Origin of the sequence: Evansella halocellulosilytica, from assembly GCF_002335745.1 — a bacterium.
Taxonomy (GTDB): Bacteria; Bacillota; Bacilli; order Bacillales; family Salisediminibacteriaceae; genus Bacillus_CA; species Bacillus_CA halocellulosilytica.
In genome coordinates this window covers 3,168,774-3,192,047 of record NZ_NIST01000001.1, presented here as the reverse complement: position 1 = coordinate 3,192,047, position 23,274 = coordinate 3,168,774, and the positions used below count along the sequence as shown (strand labels likewise).

20 protein-coding genes and 2 pseudogenes are annotated in these 23,274 nt (G+C 39.2%); 11 read left to right on the top strand and 11 right to left on the bottom strand.

Going from position 1 to position 23,274, the window contains the following annotated elements; genetic code table 11:
• Positions 1-89: 89 nt before the first annotated feature.
• On the top strand, positions 90-365 hold the full coding sequence (locus CD001_RS15300) for a ubiquitin-like small modifier protein 1 (protein ID WP_096188527.1): 276 nt from the start codon (positions 90-92) through the stop codon (positions 363-365).
• On the top strand, positions 366-638 hold the full coding sequence (locus CD001_RS15295; protein ID WP_096188526.1) for a hypothetical protein: 273 nt from the start codon (positions 366-368) through the stop codon (positions 636-638). It abuts the gene before it with no gap.
• A gap of 134 nt (positions 639-772) precedes the next feature.
• On the opposite strand, the gene CD001_RS15290 is transcribed toward CD001_RS15295, so the two are convergent.
• The 4 genes from CD001_RS15290 to CD001_RS15275 form a co-directional block, all read right to left on the bottom strand.
• Positions 773-2,596 (bottom strand): aldehyde ferredoxin oxidoreductase family protein, encoded by a 1,824-nt coding sequence (locus CD001_RS15290; protein ID WP_096188525.1) that lies wholly within the window; start codon positions 2,594-2,596, stop codon positions 773-775.
• A gap of 304 nt (positions 2,597-2,900) precedes the next feature.
• Positions 2,901-4,751, bottom strand: a complete 1,851-nt coding sequence (gene asnB, locus CD001_RS15285; RefSeq protein ID WP_096188524.1) for an asparagine synthase (glutamine-hydrolyzing) — start codon at positions 4,749-4,751, stop codon at positions 2,901-2,903.
• A gap of 172 nt (positions 4,752-4,923) precedes the next feature.
• Entirely contained in the window at positions 4,924-5,394 is a 471-nt protein-coding gene (locus tag CD001_RS15280) for a low molecular weight protein-tyrosine-phosphatase (RefSeq protein WP_096188523.1), read from the bottom strand.
• Between the two features lie 73 nt (positions 5,395-5,467).
• Entirely contained in the window at positions 5,468-5,779 is a 312-nt protein-coding gene (locus tag CD001_RS15275; RefSeq protein WP_096188522.1) for a hypothetical protein, read from the bottom strand.
• Positions 5,780-6,330: 551 nt separating this feature from the next.
• Here CD001_RS15275 and CD001_RS15270 point away from each other — a divergent pair.
• A complete protein-coding gene (locus tag CD001_RS15270) occupies positions 6,331-6,660 on the top strand; it encodes a YolD-like family protein (RefSeq protein WP_096188521.1) in 330 nt (109 codons plus the stop codon).
• 34 nt (positions 6,661-6,694) lie between these two features.
• Here the strand turns inward: CD001_RS15270 and CD001_RS15265 are convergent, their stop codons facing one another.
• Positions 6,695-7,906, bottom strand: coding sequence for a Y-family DNA polymerase (locus CD001_RS15265; protein WP_096190632.1), 1,212 nt, complete (start codon positions 7,904-7,906; stop codon positions 6,695-6,697).
• Positions 7,907-8,188: 282 nt separating this feature from the next.
• Positions 8,189-8,980, bottom strand: a complete 792-nt coding sequence (locus tag CD001_RS15260; RefSeq protein WP_096188520.1) for an SDR family NAD(P)-dependent oxidoreductase — start codon at positions 8,978-8,980, stop codon at positions 8,189-8,191.
• Positions 8,981-9,208: 228 nt separating this feature from the next.
• On the opposite strand from CD001_RS15260, the gene proC reads away from it, so the two are divergent.
• From proC to CD001_RS15245, 3 genes and pseudogenes are all read left to right on the top strand, one after another.
• On the top strand, positions 9,209-10,075 hold the full coding sequence (gene proC / locus CD001_RS15255) for a pyrroline-5-carboxylate reductase (protein ID WP_096188519.1): 867 nt from the start codon (positions 9,209-9,211) through the stop codon (positions 10,073-10,075).
• A 304-nt stretch (positions 10,076-10,379) separates the two neighbouring features.
• Positions 10,380-11,210 (top strand): ion transporter, encoded by an 831-nt coding sequence (locus CD001_RS15250; RefSeq protein ID WP_257009825.1) that lies wholly within the window; start codon positions 10,380-10,382, stop codon positions 11,208-11,210.
• Between the two features lie 347 nt (positions 11,211-11,557).
• A pseudogene (locus tag CD001_RS15245) lies at positions 11,558-12,896 on the top strand (IS1182 family transposase).
• 86 nt (positions 12,897-12,982) lie between these two features.
• On the opposite strand, the gene CD001_RS15240 reads toward CD001_RS15245, so the two are convergent.
• A complete protein-coding gene (locus CD001_RS15240) occupies positions 12,983-14,629 on the bottom strand; it encodes an IS1182 family transposase (protein ID WP_257009824.1) in 1,647 nt (548 codons plus the stop codon).
• A gap of 1,229 nt (positions 14,630-15,858) precedes the next feature.
• Between CD001_RS15240 and CD001_RS15235 the strand changes: the two genes are divergently transcribed.
• From CD001_RS15235 to CD001_RS15225, 3 genes are all read left to right on the top strand, one after another.
• Positions 15,859-16,152, top strand: a complete 294-nt coding sequence (locus CD001_RS15235; RefSeq protein ID WP_096188518.1) for a MerR family transcriptional regulator — start codon at positions 15,859-15,861, stop codon at positions 16,150-16,152.
• A 283-nt stretch (positions 16,153-16,435) separates the two neighbouring features.
• Positions 16,436-17,347, top strand: coding sequence for a divergent polysaccharide deacetylase family protein (locus CD001_RS15230; RefSeq protein ID WP_257009823.1), 912 nt, complete (start codon positions 16,436-16,438; stop codon positions 17,345-17,347).
• Complete coding sequence (locus CD001_RS15225) at positions 17,331-17,882, top strand: GNAT family N-acetyltransferase (RefSeq protein ID WP_096188517.1); 552 nt, start codon at positions 17,331-17,333, stop codon at positions 17,880-17,882. The genes CD001_RS15230 and CD001_RS15225 overlap by 17 nt, the downstream gene beginning before the upstream one ends.
• A 131-nt stretch (positions 17,883-18,013) precedes the next feature.
• Here the strand turns inward: CD001_RS15225 and CD001_RS15220 are convergent.
• From CD001_RS15220 to CD001_RS15210, 3 genes and pseudogenes are all read right to left on the bottom strand, one after another.
• A pseudogene (locus CD001_RS15220) lies at positions 18,014-18,442 on the bottom strand (transposase); the annotation flags it as partial.
• Positions 18,443-18,787: 345 nt separating this feature from the next.
• Positions 18,788-20,410 (bottom strand): M20/M25/M40 family metallo-hydrolase, encoded by a 1,623-nt coding sequence (locus CD001_RS15215; RefSeq protein ID WP_096188516.1) that lies wholly within the window; start codon positions 20,408-20,410, stop codon positions 18,788-18,790.
• 164 nt (positions 20,411-20,574) lie between these two features.
• Complete coding sequence (locus CD001_RS15210) at positions 20,575-20,823, bottom strand: hypothetical protein (protein ID WP_096188515.1); 249 nt, start codon at positions 20,821-20,823, stop codon at positions 20,575-20,577.
• Between the two features lie 275 nt (positions 20,824-21,098).
• Between CD001_RS15210 and cbpB the strand changes: the two genes are divergently transcribed.
• Together cbpB and namA are read left to right on the top strand one after the other, a co-directional pair.
• The gene (cbpB, locus tag CD001_RS15205; protein WP_096188514.1) at positions 21,099-21,551 is read left to right on the top strand and encodes a cyclic-di-AMP-binding protein CbpB; all 453 of its coding nucleotides are present in this window, start codon (positions 21,099-21,101) and stop codon (positions 21,549-21,551) included.
• A gap of 251 nt (positions 21,552-21,802) precedes the next feature.
• Positions 21,803-22,816 (top strand): NADPH dehydrogenase NamA, encoded by a 1,014-nt coding sequence (gene namA / locus CD001_RS15200; RefSeq protein ID WP_096188513.1) that lies wholly within the window; start codon positions 21,803-21,805, stop codon positions 22,814-22,816.
• A 17-nt stretch (positions 22,817-22,833) separates the two neighbouring features.
• Here the strand turns inward: namA and CD001_RS15195 are convergent, their stop codons facing one another.
• Positions 22,834-23,271 carry a hypothetical protein gene (locus tag CD001_RS15195; RefSeq protein WP_096188512.1) on the bottom strand — a complete coding sequence of 146 codons (438 nt, stop codon included), beginning with the start codon at positions 23,269-23,271 and terminating at the stop codon, positions 22,834-22,836.
• Positions 23,272-23,274: the final 3 nt, after the last annotated feature.

Below are 23,274 nucleotides of genomic sequence, written 5' to 3'. Positions count from 1 at the left end.
ATAAATATTGCGACAATGATAAATCCACCTCATAATAAAAGAAAGACCGTTTTTTAGAGTGATATAAAAGTTAGAGGGGGCACTCATTTATGGAGATTAAAGTTTTTGCTACGTATAGAGAAATATGCGGCGGTAAGGTCATTCGTGTTCCTTACAATGAGGGGGATAGCATAAAAAAATTACTTCAATCGGTCATTGAACAATTTCCTTCAATGAAAAAAGAATTATTCGAAAGCGAGAACGAATTAAAACCTCATATTCACGTTTTTATTAACGGTAAAAACGTCATCCATATGGATGGCCTTCAAACAAAAGTCAAATCAACAGATGAGCTCGCTTTATTCCCCCCTGTTGCAGGTGGATAAATGGTTAGAAAAGAGCTAGAAATTAGAGGAATACATCGAAAAGAACTCATTCGTTACCTTCAGCAGCTTGGAGGAACAACGGGTAATAAAGGAGAAGTGATAGCGGCCGTCACCCATGAGAAGTGGGCGTGTCATTTGTCCGATCAGACAACCTTTCGATTTTTACAATCTGATATTCCAAAAGTTATTGTGACTTTCACAGCCAACGACCAAGACATATTAAACGAAATCGTCGCTACATTTCGAAAAAAAACGTTTCGAGCCGGCGGCTGAGTAATTAATTCTTAAAATGAAAGAAAAGGCTGTTCTTTAGTGCTCCTTAATATATGTATAGGAGTCATATAAAGAACAAGCCTTTTTCTTATTACATTCTTTTTAAACCGCCCGTTTTACGGGCGGTTAGTTATTTAAGCTCCGACATTCACTTCAATACTTAATTCTTTCAGCTTCTCTGAAGTAACGGCCCCTTCTTTCCAGCCACGGATTTTATAGTATTCTTCTAGCATTTCCGGCAAATGACAAACTTCCCCATCTGAGTTTCCAGTGGCCGGTTCTTTCAAGAATCGACCTGGAAGATTATCTTCATCACGAAGGAATCCAGCTTTATTATTAAATAGCCTCTCGATATTATATACTCGTTCACCTATTTTCATAATATCATCACCAGTTAATTCAATGCCAACAACTGCCGAGTATTGCTCAGCATACAAATCAGCATTTTCTGAGAAAGCAGAGAATTTACATAAATCAAGTGAATCAGAGAAAGCATGCAAATCTTGGAATATTTTTAAAAGTTCTCCTTTTCCTTCCACCGTATTACGGTCTACAGGCTCAGGAATTCCTGCAATTTCGGCGGATACCGTGTATCCTCTTAAGTGACATGCGCCACGGTTGCTTGTTGCGTACGCGAGCCCCATACCTTGTATACCGCGTGGATCGTATGCAGGTATCGCTTGATTTTTCACAACCATCGCAATATTAGGATCGCCAAATGCTGCTGCTGCCCTCCCCGGACCATCAGCTAAAATATCACCAATCCCTTTTCGATATACGATCTTATCGATCCATGCAATCATCGTATCGACATCGCCCCAATCGAGACGTTCTTTCATTAGCCCTTTTTCATAAGCTTCCATCGCTACTGAAAAAGCATTTCCTAACTCAATCGTATCGATCCCGTATTCATTGCAGCGGTCAATCATATAAGCGATTGCCTCTTTATTATGTGAACCGCAATTCGGCCCAAGAGCCCAGGCCGATTCATATTCAAAGCTCTCCACTTTGACCTTATATTTGCCGTCACTCACTTCAACTTCTTTTTTACATGCTACAGGACAGGCGTGACACGTCGGCTCGCCTACTAATATCTCCTCACGAACGGTTTCTCCGCTAACTGCTTCCGCTTCGTTGTAGTGAGTCACTTGTGAGTTGCGTGATGGCAATGCTCCTGATTCGTTAATGATGTTCATTAGTACATTCGTTCCATATACGGACAGACCGCCTTTATTAGGAGCTGTTAACACTCCTTCTGTAATCGCCTTTAAGCCGCTTTTCACAGCAGCAGGATATTTATCAGGCATAGCTGGTTCTGGCATATTCCCTCTTTGTGCCCCTTTAATAACGATTGCTTTTAAATTTTTCGACCCTGCTACTGCACCGGTTCCGCCCCTGCCCGACGCACGATCATCTTCATTCATCCATCCAGCAAATTTCACTAAGTTTTCTCCGCCTTGCCCAATCGTCATAATGCTCGTATCTTTATCTCCATAAAGGTCTTGAAGTGCCTTGACTGTAGATCGGACCCCTTTGCCCCAGAGATTTGAAGCATCCTTTAATTCTGCTTCACCATTTTCCACATATAAATAAACAGGATTTTCACTTTTTCCGGTAAAAATTAAATTGTCAAAACCAGCCCATTTTAAACGGGCTGCTGTCCAGCCTCCCATATGGGAATCTGTCACGGTTCCAGTAAGTGGGGAGCGAGTGACTGTACATAAACGTCCGCTCATATTGATCCTTGTACCTGTTAACGGCCCTGTCATAACAGCAAGCATATTTTCCGGTGAGAGTGGATCAACTTTATAAATTTCATGATCGACTAAATACTTAACTCCTAAGCCTCGTGCACCTACATATTTTTTCGCGTCCTCTTCATTAAGCTTCCGATATTCGACTTTACCTTCCGACAGATCGACCCAAGCTTCTCGGTTTTTGTAACCTCCTAAGTTCATTTTGATACCTCCCCTTATTTGAATAGCTCAATCACATTACTTCTCTATTTAGCTCATAATTCCTTCGATTATTTCGAATCTTCTGTTAAATTAATGATATTTTAGTTCACAACTATATTTACGATCATTATTCCTTAAATAGAAGTCTTTTTATGGGGCTGTTTTATTAAAGATTGATTGTTGCTTTTGGATCATATTATTATGATTGTTCAAATCCATGACTATGGCTTAATCCGCCTGAGCCTCCTACCCACACTTCTTCGAATTTTCAATAAAACAACCGATAAGAATCTTTGCCAACAACCTACAGTTGGATTTTTACTTTTCGTTCTTCGAGCCAAAAATGCATTTGTATTAAATGAGCCATATACTGAGGTCCTGTCATTAACTGACCAAAATAAGGACTTGCAAAGGATGAACCTTCTGTATCTACTAATTTGTTTAATTCTTCCCGATCAAACAAATCATACAACGGAGATTGCTGTTTATTTTCCAATATTGACTTGAGCCCGTTTGTCACTAACTTCGTATATGCTGGATTATGTGTTTTCGGATATGGACTTTTCTTACGATAAAGAATCTCATAAGGCAAGATACCTTCAAGTGCTTTTCTTAATATTCCTTTTTCGCGTCCTTCCAGCATTTTCATTTCCCAAGGTATATTCCAGACGTACTCGACTAATCGATGATCAGCAAACGGTACACGCACTTCTAAACTTGCCCCCATACTCATCCGGTCTTTTCGGTCAAGTAACGTCGTCATAAACCAAAGCATATTTACATAAAATAAACCTCTTCTTTTTTGGTCAATCCCTTTTTCACCTTCAAATTGCGGAACCTCAGCCAATGTCTGATCATAACGTTCTTTTACGTATGATTGTAAGTCAAGACGCTGTTTCCATTTAGGCTGGAGCATAGATTCCCGTTCCTTCAACGAACTCATCCATGGAAAGATAGGCTGATTCATCATCGTTTCGTCATGAAACCAAGGGTATCCACCAAAGATTTCATCCGCACATTCTCCAGATAAACCGACTGTAACATCCTGTTTAATTTGTTTACAGAACCACAACAGTGAAGAGTCAATGTCAGCCATTCCAGGTAGATCACGAACGTACATTGCTTCCTTCAAATACTCAAATAACTCGTCATTCGAAATGACACATCGTTGATGATTCGTCTGAAATGCATTCGACATTTTCTCAATCCATGGTTTATCGCTATTTGGCTGAAATTTGCTTTCTTTAAAAAACAGCTCGTTATCTTCATAATCGATTGAATATGTCCGAAGTGTACCTCGACTATGTTTTTGAAAATAATGACTTGCGATCGCTGTGATTGCACTTGAATCAACGCCACCAGATAAAAAGGTGGATACAGGAACATCTGCAACTAGCTGCCTTTCAACAGCATCTGTAAATAATGATCGAACATTTGCAGCTGTTTCTAATTCTGAATCACGATGTTTTTGCGATTTCACTTGCCAGTATCGACGTTTTTCAATTCCTTCTTGTGACATTCTAAGCCAATGAGCAGGTCGTAATTCTTCCATTCCTTTATACACACCATGTCCTGGGGTCCTTGAGGGACTCAATCCGAGTACCTCTTGCAGACTTTCTTCGTTTAACGTAGCAGTCACTTCTGGATGTTCTAATATTCCTTTTATTTCAGAAGAAAACAGTAACCCTTCATTTAATTTATAAAAGAACAATGGCTTTACACCAAGCCGGTCTCGCGCAATAAAGACAGACTTTCGTTGTTCATCTGAGATCGCAAAGGCAAAAATTCCATTAAGTTTTTCTACGCACCCTTCACGCCAATGGATGTATGCTGTTAATAAAACTTCTGTATCTGAATGTGACTGAAATGAATATCCTGCCTGCTTTAGCTCTCCTCTTAGATCTTCTGTATTGTATAATTCTCCGTTATAGCATATCGTATAGTGATTTCCTTGAATTGTTTTCTTCATTGGCTGTGATCCGCCTGAAGGATCAACAACAATTAACCGAGTATGACCGAAAAGAACATGGTCATTAACGTCCACATTTGCTGCATCCGGTCCTCTGTGCTTCAGAGTCTTTGCCATACTCTCAATCACGTTTCTTTTATTTTTTAATGATTGTCTAAAATCCACCCAACCTGTTATTCCGCACATGATCTTCCCCTCATTTCTGTTGCATTGTGGTACTATTCCCTTATAATTCTTTATATGTATTCATGACACTTTGTCCCATTGCAGAATCAACGAAAAAACATCGTTCATAAGGTTTATAAATTATGTTCGTAAAAAAAGAAGCACCACCGTATATGAGGTGAGCTCCTTTCTCTTACATATTTTCCTTTTCGCGAATGTATGTTAAAAGCCTTTCGCATCCTTCTTCAACTAATTCATATGTTTCAGTAAAGTTTCCAGTAAAATAGGGATCTGGAACATCTTCCACCTGTCCCTCCACCACAAAATCGAGCAGTCTTGCGATTTCTCCAGACTCCGTGAATCCTTTCATTCGATGCAAATTTCCAATATTTGAAGCATCCATGCCGATAATATAGTCAAAGGTTTTAAGATCGTCCTTCACGACTTGCCTCGCCCTTAAATGTTGATGGTCAATTTCACAATGCTTCAATATTTCTATTGTGCCTTCATGTGGAGGGTTTCCGACATGCCAATCTCCAGTACCGGCTGAATCAATTTGGAATTGATCTTCTAAACCAGCTTTTTTTACTTTATCTTGAAAAATTGCTTCTGCCATTGGCGAACGGCAAATATTTCCTAAGCATACAAATAACACTTTAACCAACACAATTCGCCCCTTTTTTAATCCGCTACTGCCTATTATATCCTACAGACTCGAATTAAAAAACCCTCCTTGTTTAACGAAGAGAAAGAGGATCCTCACGATTTAACATCGATGAATAATTGATTCGAATATCATCAATCACGTCCTCAACAGATTGAAAATCTTTGCCGAGTGTATAGGTTTTTATATTTTTTAACGATTCACACGAAGCTGGGTTGACTCTTAATAATTGCACCATTTCCTCCGGGTCACATTCTAGCTCTTCAATCATTTCACCGTCACAGTGGCAATCTACATTTTCAAAACGCTCATAAATGATGACTACTCCGTCATTTACTTCTTCACTTAATAGCTCTCTCGTTTCAACTAAATCTTTTACGATCATTTTAATCGCCTGCTCCTTCATTATTTAATCTTGTGAATGAAATCACTTAGTTATTTACATCTATTACTATACATGTCGAAAGCGTTTTCGATCTAGCGCATTTGTGAAAATTTCTTTACATTTTAAGGGATTTTTACTTCATTATCGATGAAACGTGTCCGCCGAACAGCTCGTTAGAGTTAGAACTTCGACTAAAACCTCCGCATCCTGCGGGAATGCTAAAGTCACCACGTGAAGAAATAGTCGCTTGAGAGACACCCTTGACTTCTTCGAATGAACAATAAAATAACAATTCATGTAAAAAGAGCCTATTTTTAAAAGCTGTGTGGCACCTTGGAAGTTGAGTCATTTCCCGCTGCAAAGAAGACACTGTGAATGCAAACGAAGTGCAGCATGAGTAGATGGTGCCCTGGGGTGAAAACGTCCGCAGGAACGGATTCCTTTTCTTCCATAACTTTCACTTGTAAGTTTTTTAATTTTAGCATAGAATAGGAACATACGTTCTATAATCACTGAAATAACTGATAAATCTAAGAGGAGTGATCGTCATTGTGAACCGTGATCGTGGTGTAATTAAATGGACATCGATGATGCTTCCTGAGCACGTTCAACGCTTAAAAGAACTAAAGGAACAGCATGAACGAAAAGAAAAGCCTGAACTTGATGTTCAGGTTTTTGAAGAATGGAGCCGCGTGCTTGGAACAGCCTATTATGAAAAGCACCCGTTGCAGCTTACTTTGTTCCATGACGGTATTGAATCTTCTATTGAAGGAGAAGTCGTCCGGATTGACCAAACCGCACGAAATTTAGTCATGAATACGAAAGACGGAAAGAAAGAAGTTTCATTCTCTGATATTATTGACCTTTCAGCCAAAGGATAAAGGAGAGCGGCATAAACAAACCGCTCCCCTTTTTCTATGCTTTATGACCTCCGACGAGTTTATTTCGGTGCCGAGCAGTACCTCCTTCTGCATAAGAAACACCTCGCAATAATGCGTTGGCTCCATGCTTTCTCCGTATTTCATCCATTGCATACCCTAGAGCGCGCTGTTTCGGGCGTGTTTCATCAAAAAGATTTAACTGAATGGAATCGTCATCACAAACATTTGCTAACGCAACAGAAATACGACGTACGACATTTCCATCGTAATGTTGCTCAAACAGCTGCAAACATGCATGATATAATTCGACCGTAATGTTTGTCGGTTCAGCTACAGTCAATTGCCGATGAAAACCTCCGTTTGTTGCCTCCTTACTGTATCCAATACCGAGACAAATTGTTTGACCAGCGCGTTTTTCATGACGCGCCCGGGCAGCTACTTCTTCACACATTTCTAATATGACTCGCTTTATCTCAACTGGATTGTCATAATCTCTCATCAAGATTTGACTTTTCCCATAACTAATTTGGCCATTTAAAATGGGTGTCCCTAGCTCTGAAAGGTCAATTCCCCTTGCATGGTAATAAAGCTGATTTCCTATCACTCCAAATTCCTTTTCTAATTTAGATAACGAATAGGAGGCTAGTTGGCCAACTGAAAAAATCCCCATTCGGTGCAGCCTCTTTTCTACTCTTGAGCCGATCCCCCACATTTTCTGTAGAGGGGAAATAGACCAAAGCTTAGTCTCCACATCGTCATATGTCCATCTCACGATCCCACGCTTTTTCGCTTCAATATCCAGACATACTTTCGCCATAAGCATATTTGGACCAATTCCAATCGCACAAGAAAGGCCAAAGCGCCTATATATGTCATTGCGTATTCTTTCAGCCAACTCCCAAGTATCTCCCCAGAGCCGTTCGGTCCCGTAAATGTTAAGAAAACTTTCATCAACACTATACGTATGAATCGCTTCCATCGGGACATATTGATGAAACAGCTCTGTAACTTGAACAGAAATATTTAAATATGTCGCCATTTTTGCATTCACAAGTTTAATACGTGGATCTTTCGGCACTTCAAAAAGACGGTTCCCGGTTTTAATATCGAAATCCCTTTTTAAAGATGGTGTTGCCGCTAAAATAACACTCCCGTCACGCTCTGTATCCCCTACAACAGCTAGATGAGACGTTAAAGGGTCAAGGCCGAGGCCTACAGCAGCACAGCTCGCATAAAAGCTCTTCATATCAATACAAAAAATGGTCCGTTTTGGCAAAGAATCGTAAGGTACATCCAACTTTCTACCTCCTAAAATAAGAACAAATGTTCCCTCCGGTTAATTTATTATATGTAATAGCGATTCGATTTATCAACTGGAAAAATGGACCATGTAGTAAGATGAGCTAAGCCATTATTAACTCTGAAGACTATTTATAAAAAAAGCGCAAGGTGCCTGCCTATCGGCGAAAAGAAGTAAAAAAAGAGTATCTCATATTCAGCCGAAATCAATGAGATACTCTTTTCAACATTATTTTTTTCGAAATTGCTTCCCCGCAACACCTTCTACAAGTTGTGGAAATAACTGATACATTTTAGCTGCAGCATTCATCCATAAAGGAAGATTCAACTCCCTTTTAGGTTTTTCAATTAAATTTACCGTTTTTACAGCTATTTTCTTCGGTGATAACATGTACCGTTCAACATTTTTTTGATATTCCCCACTTTTATCGGCAACATCGAAAAACTTTGTTCGTACCGGACCGGGGTTCACAACACTGACCTGAACGTTTTGTTCACTGACTTCCATACGTAAGCTGTTCGCAAATCCTAAAATCGCATGCTTTGATGCAGAATAACCACTTGATTTGGGAGTTGCTAGCTTTCCCGCTTGGGAGGCAATAAAAATAATGTGACCTTGATACTTATTCGCCATCGATGGAAGAACTGCTTTCGTACATGAAATAGCACCAAATACATTCACTTGAAACATTGCTTCAACATCTTCTATCGATGCATCTTGTACTTGATTAAAAAGTCCAAACCCTGCATTATTGATCAAAACAGTCACATCACCAACCGAGTTTTGAATATTCTTAAACGTATTTTTAATATTATCTTTACTAGATATATCAACTTCATAAACAAATGCGGATATCCCAGTTTCATCTTTGATTTCAGTAGCAATTTGTAGAAGTTTTCCATAAGAACGAGCCATCATGATCGGCATCCCGCCCCTTCTTGCTACCTCCTTGGCAATTTCCTCACCAATCCCGCTTGAAGCACCAGTTATGGCAACTCGTTGTTTGTTCCAATCTATCATACACATCGATCCCTCTCTAAAATTCATCATTTCCATTATAAATTGTCAATCAGTCCTTGTCTTACATATTGGACAAATTATGTCCATACTCCTATACAATCCTTACCCGGTAGCTTTGTGAAAAACGTCGAATAAAAAACGTTGACAGTTTATCGCTCACCGTTAATAATAGGAGAAATTTATATTTTTCTGAAAAGAAATGCTTTTTGCAAAGGAAGGGTGGAACAAATGCACAATCTTTCTATTATCGGAGCTGGATCAATGGCAGAATCATTAATAGCTGGTTGGATGTACAGCAATAAGATTCTTGGGGAACAAATTCTCGTTACAAACCGGGGAAACGACGAAAGACTTAGCGAACTGAAAAACAAGTATGGAATTCAATCGACACGAAATGCTGACTTTTTAGTTCAAGACGATCGAATCATTATCCTCGCCTGTAAACCTAAAGATTGGGAAGAAGCCTTACTCCCTTATATCAATAACTTAAACGCTTCTACTCCGGTCATCTCTGTTATGGCTGGAGTGACGATACACAATATTGAATCATTTATTCCTGCTGGCGTGCCAGTCGTAAGAACGATGCCAAACACATCGGCCACTGTTTGTGCTTCCATGACGACATTATGTTTTGGAAATAGTGTTTCCAACGATATAAAACATACGATCCAAAGCCTTTTCTCTATCGTTGGAGAGACAGCAATTGTCATCGAAGATCAAATGGATGCGATGACCGCATTGATAGGCACAGGTCCAGCTTATATTTACTATTTAATGGAATCCATTGAGAAAGCTGCGGGAGAAATGAATATCGATTACCCGCTAGCAAAAAAATTAGTGGCTCAAACATTATATGGGGCGAGTAAGCGTGTCCAAGAAGGACATAGCACCCCGAATGAACTATATAAACAAATAATGAGTCCAGGTGGGACAACGGAAGCGGGTTTTAATGTCCTCCATTCTCAAGATGTCCAAAATTCGATCATTTCATGTATTTTAGCTGCCTGGCAACGATCTCAACAACTTGGCCAAAGTAACACAAAGCAGCCTCTTCAATCCTCATATGCTCGAAAGGGCGACAGCAGCGGGCTCTAGTGAAGAGCTTTCCTTTATGAAAATACTCCTGCGATACTCGTAGTTGAGCGTGCATCTTCCTCTGCAAGATCAGTCACTCCATATATGAAGCGGGGGTATATATTACGCAGAGTAAAAACGAGCCGTCAGCTCGTTTTTTCTTATTTAAAAGGCATTTTGGACTGCTCATTTGCTGTTTTAACAGACTGCTTGATTATGCACCTACCTTCGTTTTAATAAGTGTTGCCAAGTAATTTCTATTTATTCTTCATCGTCTTTTTAGTAGAATGGTAGAAGTTGAGTATTGTATGATGGAGGCAAAAACATGACAAATAACAATATGCCTATGTGGAAACAAAAGCTCCATACTATTGTTGAACATAAATATTTCCAATCTACGATTATATTCCTTATTTTAATCAATGCAATTATCGTTGGAATTGAAACTTACCCAACCATTTACGCAGATCATAAATCGCTCTTTTTTACTCTCGATTTGATTCTTTTATGGATTTTTACGGTTGAAATTGTGATGCGGTTACTGGCAGGTCCGAGCTATAAAGATTTTTTTAAAAGCGGTTGGAACTGGTTTGACTTTTTAATTGTAACTGCAGGGCATGTCTTTGCCGGGGCTCACTTCGTTACCGTCCTTCGAATCTTGCGGGTACTCCGGGTTTTCAGAGCGATCTCTGTGATCCCTTCTTTACGAAAGCTTGTCGATGCTCTCGTCATGACGATCCCTTCACTCGGTAACATTTTATTACTTATGAGTATCATCTTTTATATTTTTGCAGTAACAGGAACGATGCTTTTCCAAACTGTCGCACCTGAATATTTCGGAACATTGGAATTATCTTTATTAACTTTATTCCAAGTTGTCACGTTAGAATCATGGGCAAGTGAAGTAATGAGACCTATTTTCCATGAACTTCCTTGGTCGTGGGTCTACTTTGTCGCTTTCGTTCTCGTTGGTACTTTTGTCATTTTCAACTTATTTATTGGCGTAATCGTCAATAATGTTGAAAAATCTGATACATCTGATGAAGAGGATGTAAATGAAACTCATGAGGAAGTAAAGGCTTTACGTGAAGAAGTAAGAGAATTAAAGAAGCTGATGAAACAGCAAATCGACAATGATAAAAATCATTCAGGATAAATTTCGATTAATAAGTATCCGCCCGTAAAACGGGCGGCAGGCTGTTGAGAAAGTCATCTCAACAGCCTTTTTTTTTAAAGAAAAGTATGATATCTCACGATCTCATCCCTCCCGGCGGACGCTTTCCATGGGGCTTGTCTTCAACTAATTCCGACTCAGCGAAGCATCGTCAGAATGGATTTTCAGACTGCGCTGATCCCATTGGAGTCGCCGCCTTTCGTTCTTCAATCAACCTAGAACATCCATCGTTTCCTATTTAGAAATGATGGTTATTTTTTCGACAATTTTATCTGATTATTCAGGTAAATATAGTATAATATAGATAAAACCACTCGTGAGGTGATCGTGTGTTACGCCCCATTCGTGCAAAACAAGTTGAACACGAAATGGTCTCTATCGATCAGTTAGTCCCAGACGACCACTTACTAAGAAAAATTGATGCCACAATTGATTTTTCCTTCATATATGACAAAGTAAAACCTTACTACAGTGAAGAACGGTCGCCCACCAATTGATTCGGTTTTGCTTTTTAAAATGCTGTTTATTGGATACCTTTACGGTATCCGATCTGAAAGACAGTTAGAAAAAGAAATTGAGACAAATATTGCTTATCGATGGTTTTTAGGATTAAGTCTAACTGATTCGGTTCCTCACCATTCCACCATAAGCTTCAATCGGCATAAACGGTTTAAAGAAACAGACATTTTTCAAGAGATATTTGATGAGACCGTTCTTCTGGCTATGAAGCATCGTATGGTTGGCGGGAGAGCTTTATTTACTGATTCTACCCACCTTAAAGCCAATGCAAATAAGCGGAAATTCACTAAGAAGACGGTTCAAGTTGAAACACGCGAGTACATAGAAGATCTAAATAAAGCGGTTGAGGAGGATCGAAAAGCACATGGAAAAAAGCCCTTACCGGAAAGAGATAAAAGAAAAAGAGATTAAAGTCAGTACGACAGATAAAGAAAGCGGCTATATGTTCAGGGATGGAAAGCCCGAAGGGTTCTTTTATTTAGACCATCGGACAACAGACATGAAATTTAATATTATTACTGATGTTCATTTAACACCAGGAAATATCCATGATTCCCTGCCGTATTTAAATCGACTGGACCGTCAGATAAAGACATTTGGTTTCAATGTGGAAGCTGTCGGATTAGACGCGGGCTACTTAACCATTCCCTTATGTAAAGGGTTAGAAGATCGCCATATTATGGGGGTTATCGCACACCGCCGCTTCAAACCTAAAAAGGGGTATTTGCCAAAGTGGAAATTTACCTATAACAAAGAGACGGATACTTATACATGCCCTAATGGTAGCACCTTATCTTACGCTACAACGAACCGCGAAGGCTATCGTCAATACCATTCAAACCCTGCAGAATGTGTAAACTGTCCCCTGCTTAACCAATGTACGAAAGCCAAAAATCATAAAAAAGTTCTCACAAGGCATGTATGGGAAGACAGTAAGGAAAAGTGAGAGAGCATAGACTTTCCGCAACAGGGAAATTCCTCTATAAAAAAAGAAAAGAAACCATTGAGCGAAGCTTCGCGGATGCCAAACAGCTCCACGGGCTTCGCCACTGCCGGTTACGCAGCTTAAAGGGCGCATCAGAACAAGCGTTGATGACAGCGGCAGCACAGAACATAAAAAAGATCGCAAACCACCTCTCAGCGAGCTAAGAGGTGGTTTCGGCCATTCTTCACCGTAGGGTGAGCAAATTCTTCTGACGAAAATAATAAAGAGAAGAGGCTGGGACAAAACAGTCTCAAATTAAGTAAAAAACGGTGTCAATTATCGCTTTTCGATAGTTGGCACCGTTTTGTTGACCTAAAATAGGTTGATGAGACTGTCGGGCGGTGTACTTTCTCAAGTTCACCGCCATAAGTGCAAATCCTAATTCATTTTTTACCTTCTTTTTGCCTCTCACCGACGTTCGGGTGAAATGCAAATTAGCCTTCAGAAACCCGAAGACTGGCTCGACATCGATTTTACGTTTCCCGTAAATCTCGCCTGTTTTCTGTTCCGAAAGCACTTCACGAATATAAGCTTTTTGGTTCTCCCATTTTTCATTGTAATAAACCTTTCGGTTATTTCCCTCTTTGGCCTTTGTACATTGTGCCCGCAAGGGACACTCGGAACAGTCTTCACATTCATAAACCTTAAACGTGCGTTGAAACCCTGCTTTATCTGTCTTATTCGAAGTATACCGGAAATTTACTCTCTTACCATTTGGACAGATAAATGTTTCACCCTCCTGATCAAAATGCCAATTGGCTACGTTAAAAGCATTGTTTCTATACGCTTTTTTCTTCTCTTTTCGATACATGCTGTAGGTGATGAGTGGCATCCGTTGGCGGTTGTTTAACACATCATCATAATTCTGTTCGCTGCCATAACCGGCATCCGCAACGATAAATGATGGCAACGAAAAGAAACCTTTTTCAATTGTATTCAAAAAAGGGATCAACGTCAGAGTATCAGTTGGATTTGGAAATATGTCATAAGCGAGCGTATATTGTCCTTCGGTTGCAATTTGAAGATTATATCCGGCTTTCAGTTGACCATTCTTCATGTAGTCATCTTTCATCCGCATAAACGTGGCATCATGGTCTGTCTTGGAATAGCTGTTTCGATCTCCCAGGGTCGCAAGATCCTGCTTGTATTTTTGTTTACGCGCGGCAAAATCCTTGAACTTTTTACGGTACTGTTTAGGTGCTTTCCGTTCTGAGCGAAGTTGTTTTCGTTTCTGTGTGTCTTGAGTCGTTTCAATCCGGTTATCGTAACCTTCAATGGTTTCATCCAACTTCTGAACGACCTCTTCGAGCTCCTTGTTAGACAGTTCTTTTTGGCTATCCCGTTCTATTGCAGGAATGATCTCATGTTCTAGAAGTTCCTCATAGAGTTGATTGGATTTCTCAACTAAACGGGTGCTGTACCTTTCAACGGATTTACGCCAGACAAACGTAAACTTATTTGCATTTGCCTCAATCTTTGTGCCATCGATGAAGATCGATTCATCTTCAATCACCTTTTCTTTAACCAGCTGACAACGGAATTGAACGAAACACTGACGTAGTAATTCTTGGACTTCATGGTGTACCCTAAAACGGTTGATCGTACGGTAGCTTGGTTCATACCCTTGCGCCAGCCACATCATCCGAACACTGTCTTTCAAAAGCTCCTCAATTTTTCTCCCAGAGAAGACAGATTGTGTATAGGCGCAAAGGATGATCTTCATCATCATTCTGGGATGATAGGCCGGACAGCCCGTTGTACGTAAAAATCCACTGAATGCCTCATCGGGGATGGCTTCTACCATATCATTCACGGCAAAAGCGATATCATTTTCCTGAAGTTTATAGGCTAAATCCATCGGCAAAATGATTTGATTCATGTTATAATCTTTATACATAAGGATACCTCCGATTCTGTTTTTGTGTGGATACTTTAACTTTATCAGAAGGTATCCTTTTTGTGTATACGTATAAACTAGACGGACTTATCCAAGTTGATTGTCAAAATCACGAGACGCCTGCGGGAAAAGCAAGAGCTGAAGATCCATCGGGGCGATTTTACCCCGATTAGCTGAAGCCTTGCCCGCGGCAAGCGAGTGTTTTTTGAAACAATCAACCCAAAATATAATATGAATAACTGAAAAAGAAGAAATGGCACTCATCGACGGTGAGTGCCACTCTTATTAACTGGGTTTTGTCCCAGCCCCTTCTCGACAATCTGCCGCCCGTAAAACGGGCGGTTTTCATTTCGCCCTATAAGGGCACTTTACCACCAGAGTCCCTTAAGGGACCTTATTCATTTGGTCCGTGCCAAAAGAATTTTGAGGACATCCCTTTTCATAATCATATAGAATTCGAAATCGCTATAAGGCGGACGCTTTCACTCCAAAGCACAAGTGCGACATCTACTCGTGCTGCACTTCGTTTGCATTCGTAGTGTCTTCTTTGCAGCGGGCAATGCCTCAACTTCCTAGGTGCCACACTGTATGCACCTAGGGGATTTTCGCCGATTGCTTTTCCCGCCTGAGTCACCGCCTAGCGCTCTTTCGAGTACATGATAATAGTTAAATGACATACTAATAGCAGAAAAAACGTTGTGGGAAGTTGTATCTCAGCTCATTTTTATCTCAATTTAAATGGGAATGGGCTTTTGTTATCAAAGATATTTATGTTCATTTCGTATCCATCATTTAAGATAATAAATGACATGACGCAAATAAAGTTGTCATCAAAAGGTGGAAGGTACTGCGCGACTGTCTCTTCCTCTACTAGTATAGCTCTGTCGTTTATCCGTCGAGACAAATCGCTGTATTTCGAAGAAGCAATGCTCTTTTCTACGGAAAAACGGACGAGGGGAAAGCAAGCAGTATACCTTCCAACTATTCGTTACTTTTAAAGAAATCTCACGAATACGACCCTTAAAGGTTTATTTTCACACAGACAGAGCCTGTGGTTTACAAAGAATATCATTAAGCAGTCCCTTTGTTTTTCATTAAAATAGGGACTGTTTTTTCATCAAACAAATCCATGTAAGATTTTCTTACATAGAGGTCATCCAGCTTTCTCCATTCATGTTATAGTATACATAAATCATTATTACGATATATGATGGAGGTCGTGATCATCCTTGTCCTACAAAGACAGAAAAGTGATAACAATAGGTGTCGTTAGTGAACTTACTGGGCTTTCAGAAAGACAAATTCGTTATTATGAAGAAAGAAAGCTCATTTTCCCCGAACGCAGCAAAGGTGGGACAAGAAAATATTCTTTTGACGACGTTGAGAAACTTGTAGACATCGCTAATAAAATGGAAGATGGTATGCAGACGTTCGAAATTCGTCGTGAGATGAAGAAAAAATCTGGTCTTCGTGAAAAAATGTTACGTGGACAACTAAACGCCGCATTTAAAATGCGAAAATAAAAATTTCCCACTATCATATTTTACCCTTTTTAAAACACTGAATAAAAACTCAGTGTTTTTTCTTTTAGATTTTTTCATGAACACGCTTACAGTTGGCATAATAAGAAAAGCGAAAGACGCCCGTTTGTCGGCTAAAATCCCCTGCGTCCAGCTGGAACGCCGAAGTCACTCCATCCATGCAGAAGCTCGTAAAGTAAATGCTCTTTGGTTTAGACACCTATGAGGAGATGAAATTTCATAAATTTTTTCCCTTTATACAAACAACGACGAAGAGGTGAATTTTGTGCATAAACAAGAAAGAGGAAGATTGAAAAATTTAGTTATAACAAACGACGTGTTACTTAAACAAAACTCTTTACAATTAATCACATTGTTCGTTATAATTTTTTCGCTCGCATTGATATTTGCCTTTCCTTCGACCATGATGGCAAGCAGTGAGGCCGATACAGAGAACGCTCCGAAAGCTGCCATCATTATTGACGACTTCGGAGGCAAAACAGGCGGGGTCAGTCACTATTTCGAGGCTGATATTCCGGTCACTGTTGCGATTATGCCATTTTTGGAATCTTCAACAGAACAGGCAAAAAAAGCAAATGAGCTTGGGTTGGAAGTAATGATCCATTTGCCATTAGAGCCGAAAAAAGGAAAACGCTCATGGCTTGGTCCTTCCCCAATTACGTCAGACCTCTCTACAGAGGAGGTCAAAAAGATAGTCCGAAATGCGATAGAAGACATTCCGTACGCAAAAGGATTAAATAACCATATGGGGTCAAAAGTTGTTAGTGATGAACGAATTATGAGAGCCGTTTTAGAAGTGGCAAAGGAACACGAATTGTATGTGATTGACAGTGGAACAAATAAAGATTCCGTGATTCCCGAGCTCGCAACTGAACTAAATATTCCTTACGAAATACGTGACCGTTTCTTGGATGATAGCATATCTTCGCGAAGTCACGTATACCGTCAAATGCTTAAAGTTTGTGAATTAGCAAAGGATTATGGAGAAGTCATTGCGATTGGACATGTAGGAATTAAAGGTATGGATACTTTTAATGGAATTACTGATGCTTTACCTTACTTTGTTGAAAATAATGTCAAAATTGTTCCTGTCTCTCATCTCATTGAAACCCCAATCGAAAAACAACCAGATAAGTTTTGGCAAGGAGAGGGAGAAAGTTATGAAAAAAACGAATGAACCACTAATTATGAACTTTACTGCAAAAGATGGTACAGAAGTCACATTGCGTCCTGCTGTTAAAGACGATGCATTTGACATCATTACAAATGTTGAAGATATTATTCAGCAAGGTCGCTACATTCAAAAAGAACGAGTAAGAAGCATTGAAGAAGAACAATCATTTATCCAAGAGATGATTGATAAAGAAAATATGTACACAGCGGTCGATATTAATGGTTATGTTGTCGGAATTGCCCGTCTCGTCCGCGGAGATTTAAAAATGAAACGACACACTGCATTATTTAGAACGTGGCTTAGTAAAGATGCTCAAGGAAAAGGGTTAGGACGCAAGATCATGGAATATACGTTGGAATGGGGAAGAATACATCAACTACATAAAATTTGCCTCACAGTTTTTGCAAAAAACGAAGTTGCTAAACAGCTTTATGAAAAATATGGTTTCGTTGTCGAAGGAGTCCAGAAAGAGCAAATCTATGTCGATGGCGAATATGATGATGAAGTGTTTATGGCCTATTTTTATAGCGACGAATAAGTATCCACCCGTTTTACGGGCGGTCAGATTGTCGAGAAACCCACACTTTTTGAGAAGTGCGGGTTTCTCCTTATTATTTTCGTCAGAAGAAATTTGCTCACCCTACGGTGAAGAATCGCCGAAACCACCTCTTAGATCGCTGAGAGGTGGTTTGCGACCTTCTTTATGTTCTGTGCTGCCGCTGTCATCAACGCTTGTTCTGATGCGCCTTTAAGCTGCGTAACCGGCAGTAGCGAAGCCCGTGGAGCTGTTCGGCATCCGCGAAGCTTCGCTCAATGGTTTCTTTTTTATAGAGGAATTTCCCTGTTGCGGAAAGTCTATGCTCTCTCACTTTTTTCCTTACTGTCTTCCCATACATGCCTTGTGAGATCTTTTTTATGATTTTTGGCTTTCGTACATTGGTTAAGCAGGGGACAGTTTACACATTCTGCAGGGTTTGAATGGTATTGACGACAGCCTTCGCGGTTCGTTGTAGCGTATGATAAGGTACTACCATTAGGGCATGTATAAGTATCCGTCTCTTTGTTATAGGTAAATTTCCACTTTGGAAAATACCCCTTTGGATGTTCTAGGTTGATTGAAGAACGAAAGGCGGCGACTCCAATGGGATCAGCGAAGTCTGAAAATCCATTCTGACGATGCTTCGCTGAGTCAGAATTAGTTGAAGACAAGCCCCATGGAAAGCGTCCGCCGGGAGGGATGAGATCGTGAGATATCATACTTTTCTTTTAAAAATTTCTCCTTAAAGGGCACTTTACGACCAGAGTCCCTTAAGGGACCATATTTAAGGTTTAATTTCTCACACAGACAGAGCCTGTGGTTTACAAAGAATATAATAATGAAAAAAGACCCACTTTGGGGTCTTTTTCGTTACAATTTTGCACATAAAGCAGACGTATCGGAACCTATTTAGAAAAAATAGAGCGAATTCCTTCTCTCATTAATTTGGGCAGCTTCTCAAAGGAATACGTAACATTTAATCTTTCTGTCCAGCTATGTGGATCTTTTCCTAACGGACCAAAGTTCACTACTTTTAAATTGAGCTGTTCCATTTCTTCTAATGGAAGCTTATAAGTGACATTCCATAACGGCATATTATTCGTTAAAGCTTCAAGCTTCTCTGCTGGCTCGGCTAATGACGCATAACTTAAATCTGATAATCCAGGGAAATAATTAACAGTCTCTAATGTAATCTGATAATGCTCATCTGCTTTCTTAATAAGTGTTTCACTCAATTCAGAAATAACCGCTTCCCCTTTAGAACTAACAGCTGGATAATAAGGAGGGGAGTAAAACAACACGATCATTGGAGCTAAATCTTTACATAGAGAGGCAATTTCGTGAACAGTTAATATTGTAAGGTCGCGGTCATCTCCCTCCGATTCATTTGCTTGAATGAATGACAACCTTCTATTAACTTCATCCTCACCTACAATTGTTATCGCATGATCTAATAATTCTTGAAAAGTGAGTACATGAATGTTTCGTTCCTTCGGGGTATAATCATGAATATCTGCAAAAGCTACTTCCCTCTCTTTGTATGCTGTCACGATTTTTTCTGCAGTTACATTCGCAATTTGCAATAAATGATCGGTTACTTCTTTCATTGTTTTCTTCATCGTCATTAAATTAAAGATCATGACTGCAGTATGTGGAATCTGAACAGAATAATCTGCTTTAAGATCTTTTTGAAGTAATGACGTTGGAGGTGGTGATTTTTCTTCCCCCACTTTCTCAGACAGTTTTGGGTTTAACTCAATGGCATCTGTTAAGTGCGAGGTCATAAAATTTCCATTTAATCCCGAAAATGGTTCAGCTACATGAGATTCTTCTCCATAGCAATAAAAACCGGGCAATATTTTCCCCAAGGATCCTTGGTAAATATATAACCGTTCATCTCCAGGATATGTTGCAAAAACTGGCTCAGTATTCCAAAGAACATCATAATTCAATTGATATTTATTTGCTAAGTCGAGTAGGACAGGGACTGCTGCGCGCATTCCTGTAGAATTGACTTCTTCATCAGGGACAGCTAAAAAAACAATATTCCCCTCGAACTCACCACTTGCAGCTGCTTCGACCATAGACATGCAAAGAGCGATCCCCGCCTTCATATCCATCGTTCCTCTTCCAAACAGCCACTCGTCCTGTTTGAGGTCTTCTTGTACAACGTCTGGAAGTAGTTCTTTTTTTTCAAGCATTTGCTTCGTCAGTTCTCTTGGACGAAACGCTAGATGTTTCCATTCTCCATAGTCTTCAACGTCAACTACATCTAAATGTCCCATGACGATGACCGTTTTATCAGTTGTACAATTACTTTTTACGATAGCAGTAACAAATTTTCTACCATCTTCTGTATAATGCATTTGAAGTTGATCTTCATGTTTTTGAAAGTAAGGCAATGAACGTAGTTCGTAATCGACAAACTCCATGATCCCAATCTCTTCTTGAGATCCCGTAACACTCCCATACTCTACTAATGATATCGTTAAATTTTTTATTCCTTCAGCTGTTTGCCATTTTGCCATGTCTAATTCCTCCACAATTAATGATCAACTAGAAAGGACTTTATACGTGACCTTACCTTTACCTATAAATATTTTTGGAATATGACTAACAAAATGATTCGCTGCCCATTGTCGAAAACCCTCTTTTTGTCGTTTTTCCATCGATTATTGATGTAAACATTCAATCAGTCAATGACTTCTCTATTGAACTGGAGCACTGCTGCAGGCTGTTTATTTATAAATGTTTCAATGGTTTTATACCCTTCATTTTTTCTTTTTATAAATGTTTTTCTCGACACAGGTCGCCTCTGTCCCCACATAATGGTTGAAGGATGATCCCAAGTATCCATTGTGATCAACTCTTGCTTATAAAAATAACAATTTCCTGAAGGATATTTTTCACAAATATATTTTACTGTTTGTTTACTGTGCATGATACTCACCTCATACACAGTATGGTTTTAAGAGAAAAAGATTAAACGATGGACAAGCACACAATTCAAATATTTATCATAAATAATAATGAAAGCGCTTTCAATGATCCATTGACAATTCCCACATTTCGCTCTAACATATAAATAGATATCTCCCCGTAAAAATCAATATTTTTATGGACACTGATATTTAATGATTATGAATGTTTAATTGTCTCCCCATTGTGGTAAAGTTAATGGGGTTAAAATCTGACTAAAGAAAGTGTGCATGTAAAATGCAAAAACTTGAAGAAATGAATATATTAGAAAAAGATGTAGCACCATTTTTAATCTCAGCTGAAAAAGTTGCCCATGTTCAACCGGAAAATACGTTAGAACATGCTTTACTTGTTCTTATTAAATCAGGCTATACGGCGATCCCTGTTTTAGACACATCATTTAAGTTAAAAGGGGCGATCAGTAAAGCAGAAATATTAGATACCATTTTAGGAATTGAGCGACTTGAACCAGAAAGGCTTCATGAAACGAAAGTGAATGATGTGATGTCTACTTCAATCGCTTGCATTAAGAGTTCTGCGCCTTTCGAACGAGCCCTGTCATATTCAATTAATCACCCGTTTATTTGTGTTGAAGACGAAGACGGCTCATTTATCGGTATTATCACCCGAAGTAAACTATTAGCTTATTTAAATGGTTATTTACATGATCAAAGGAAAAAGAAATCTTAATTTAATAGTAGTTAACTCATATGTGCCGGGCTCGCTCCAACAACTTCTGTTGGGAGAGCCTGGCACATTGTTTTGATCTAGAAAACCTTATATGAAAGCCTGCTATTTACATCATTAATCATAAACTTAATAAGAGCATTCCTTTTTAATAAGTTAAATATATGAAAGCTTATTTTCTGACAGAAACGAAAGAATATGATACATTAGAAAAATCATTTAGATTAACGAAATAAAAAGGAGTGTCCAAAGATATGAATCCGAAACTCTTTACACCGATTACATTTAAAGATGTGACATTAAATAATCGCATTGTTATGTCTCCTATGTGCATGTACTCTTCACTCGAAGATGGAAAAATAACTGACTGGCACTTCACCCACTACATAAGTCGAGCAGTAGGTCAAGTAGGATTAATCATGACTGAGGCTACGCCTGTCACACAGCAAGGCCGCATCTCTCATCAAGATTTAGGGATATGGAATGATGATCAAATAGAAGGGTTACGTTTGCTTGTAGAAAAGATTAAAGTCCAAGGTTCGAAGACAGCTATACAATTAGGTCATGCCGGGAGAAAAGCCGAGTATGATGGGGATATTCTCGCGCCTTCTCCCATCCCTTTTGATGAAAACGGGAAGCTTCCAAAGGAAATGACCAAAACTGATATTTCTTCAACAATTGAATCATTTAAAAAGGCTTCTGTACGTGCAATGAAAGCTGGATTTGATATTATTGAAATTCATGGAGCCCATGGATACTTAATTAGTCAATTTTTATCGCCACTTACAAACAAACGAACAGATGAATATGGTGGATCAAGACAAAATCGCTTCCGCTTTTTGAAAGATGTGATTGAACGTGTGCAAACAGTTTGGAGAGGCCCGCTATTCGTCCGGATATCAGCAGATGAATACCATAAAGATGGTAATCAGCTAAATGATTTCGTTTATTTTGCTGAACAGTTAAAATCACTAGGTGTCGATTTAATCGATTGCAGTACAGGAGGGGTTGTCAAAGTACCAATCGACGTCTTTCCTGGTTATCAGCTTCGCCATGCAGAAACGATAAAACGGGAAGCTGAAATCGCCACTGGAGCCGTCGGGCTCATCACAACAGGTGCACAAGCAGAGGAAATTTTGCAAAATGATCGTGCAGATTTAGTATTCATCGGTCGCGAGTTATTACGCGACCCATATTGGCCGCGCAAAGCCGCAGCTGAGCTTAGTTTTGAACTTAAAGCTCCAAAACAGTACAATCGAGCTTGGTAAAGCGAATGAGAAGTATCTCAATTGTTATTGAGGTACTTTTTTAATTGTTTTTTTCGACTCGAGAACATTTGGTAAAGTGTTATTTTTACGATAAAGGATGGGACGTATGAGTGAAAAACGACTTTATCAATTATTTTTGTTTCATGTTCATTTATTCGCTCAAATGTGTGAGTATGGTGCCACCCTTTGAGCGGAAAAGGAAGATTGACTGCAACATCGGTAAAAAACATTTTATTTTTTACTTTAATGATCTTCCCCTTCCAAGATAATGAGACCAACGGGAATTTCAGTTTCAGATTAAACGTAGCTCCTTCGCTTAAATACTTATCTCCAGAAAAATTTAGTTTTGGAAAAGTCGTAATCTTTATTATGTTTTCATTGAGAAGGAAAAAATTCCAAACTTCTTCGTCATTTTTTTGAATAAAAGTTTCAAATATGTAAACACCTTTAAACATCCC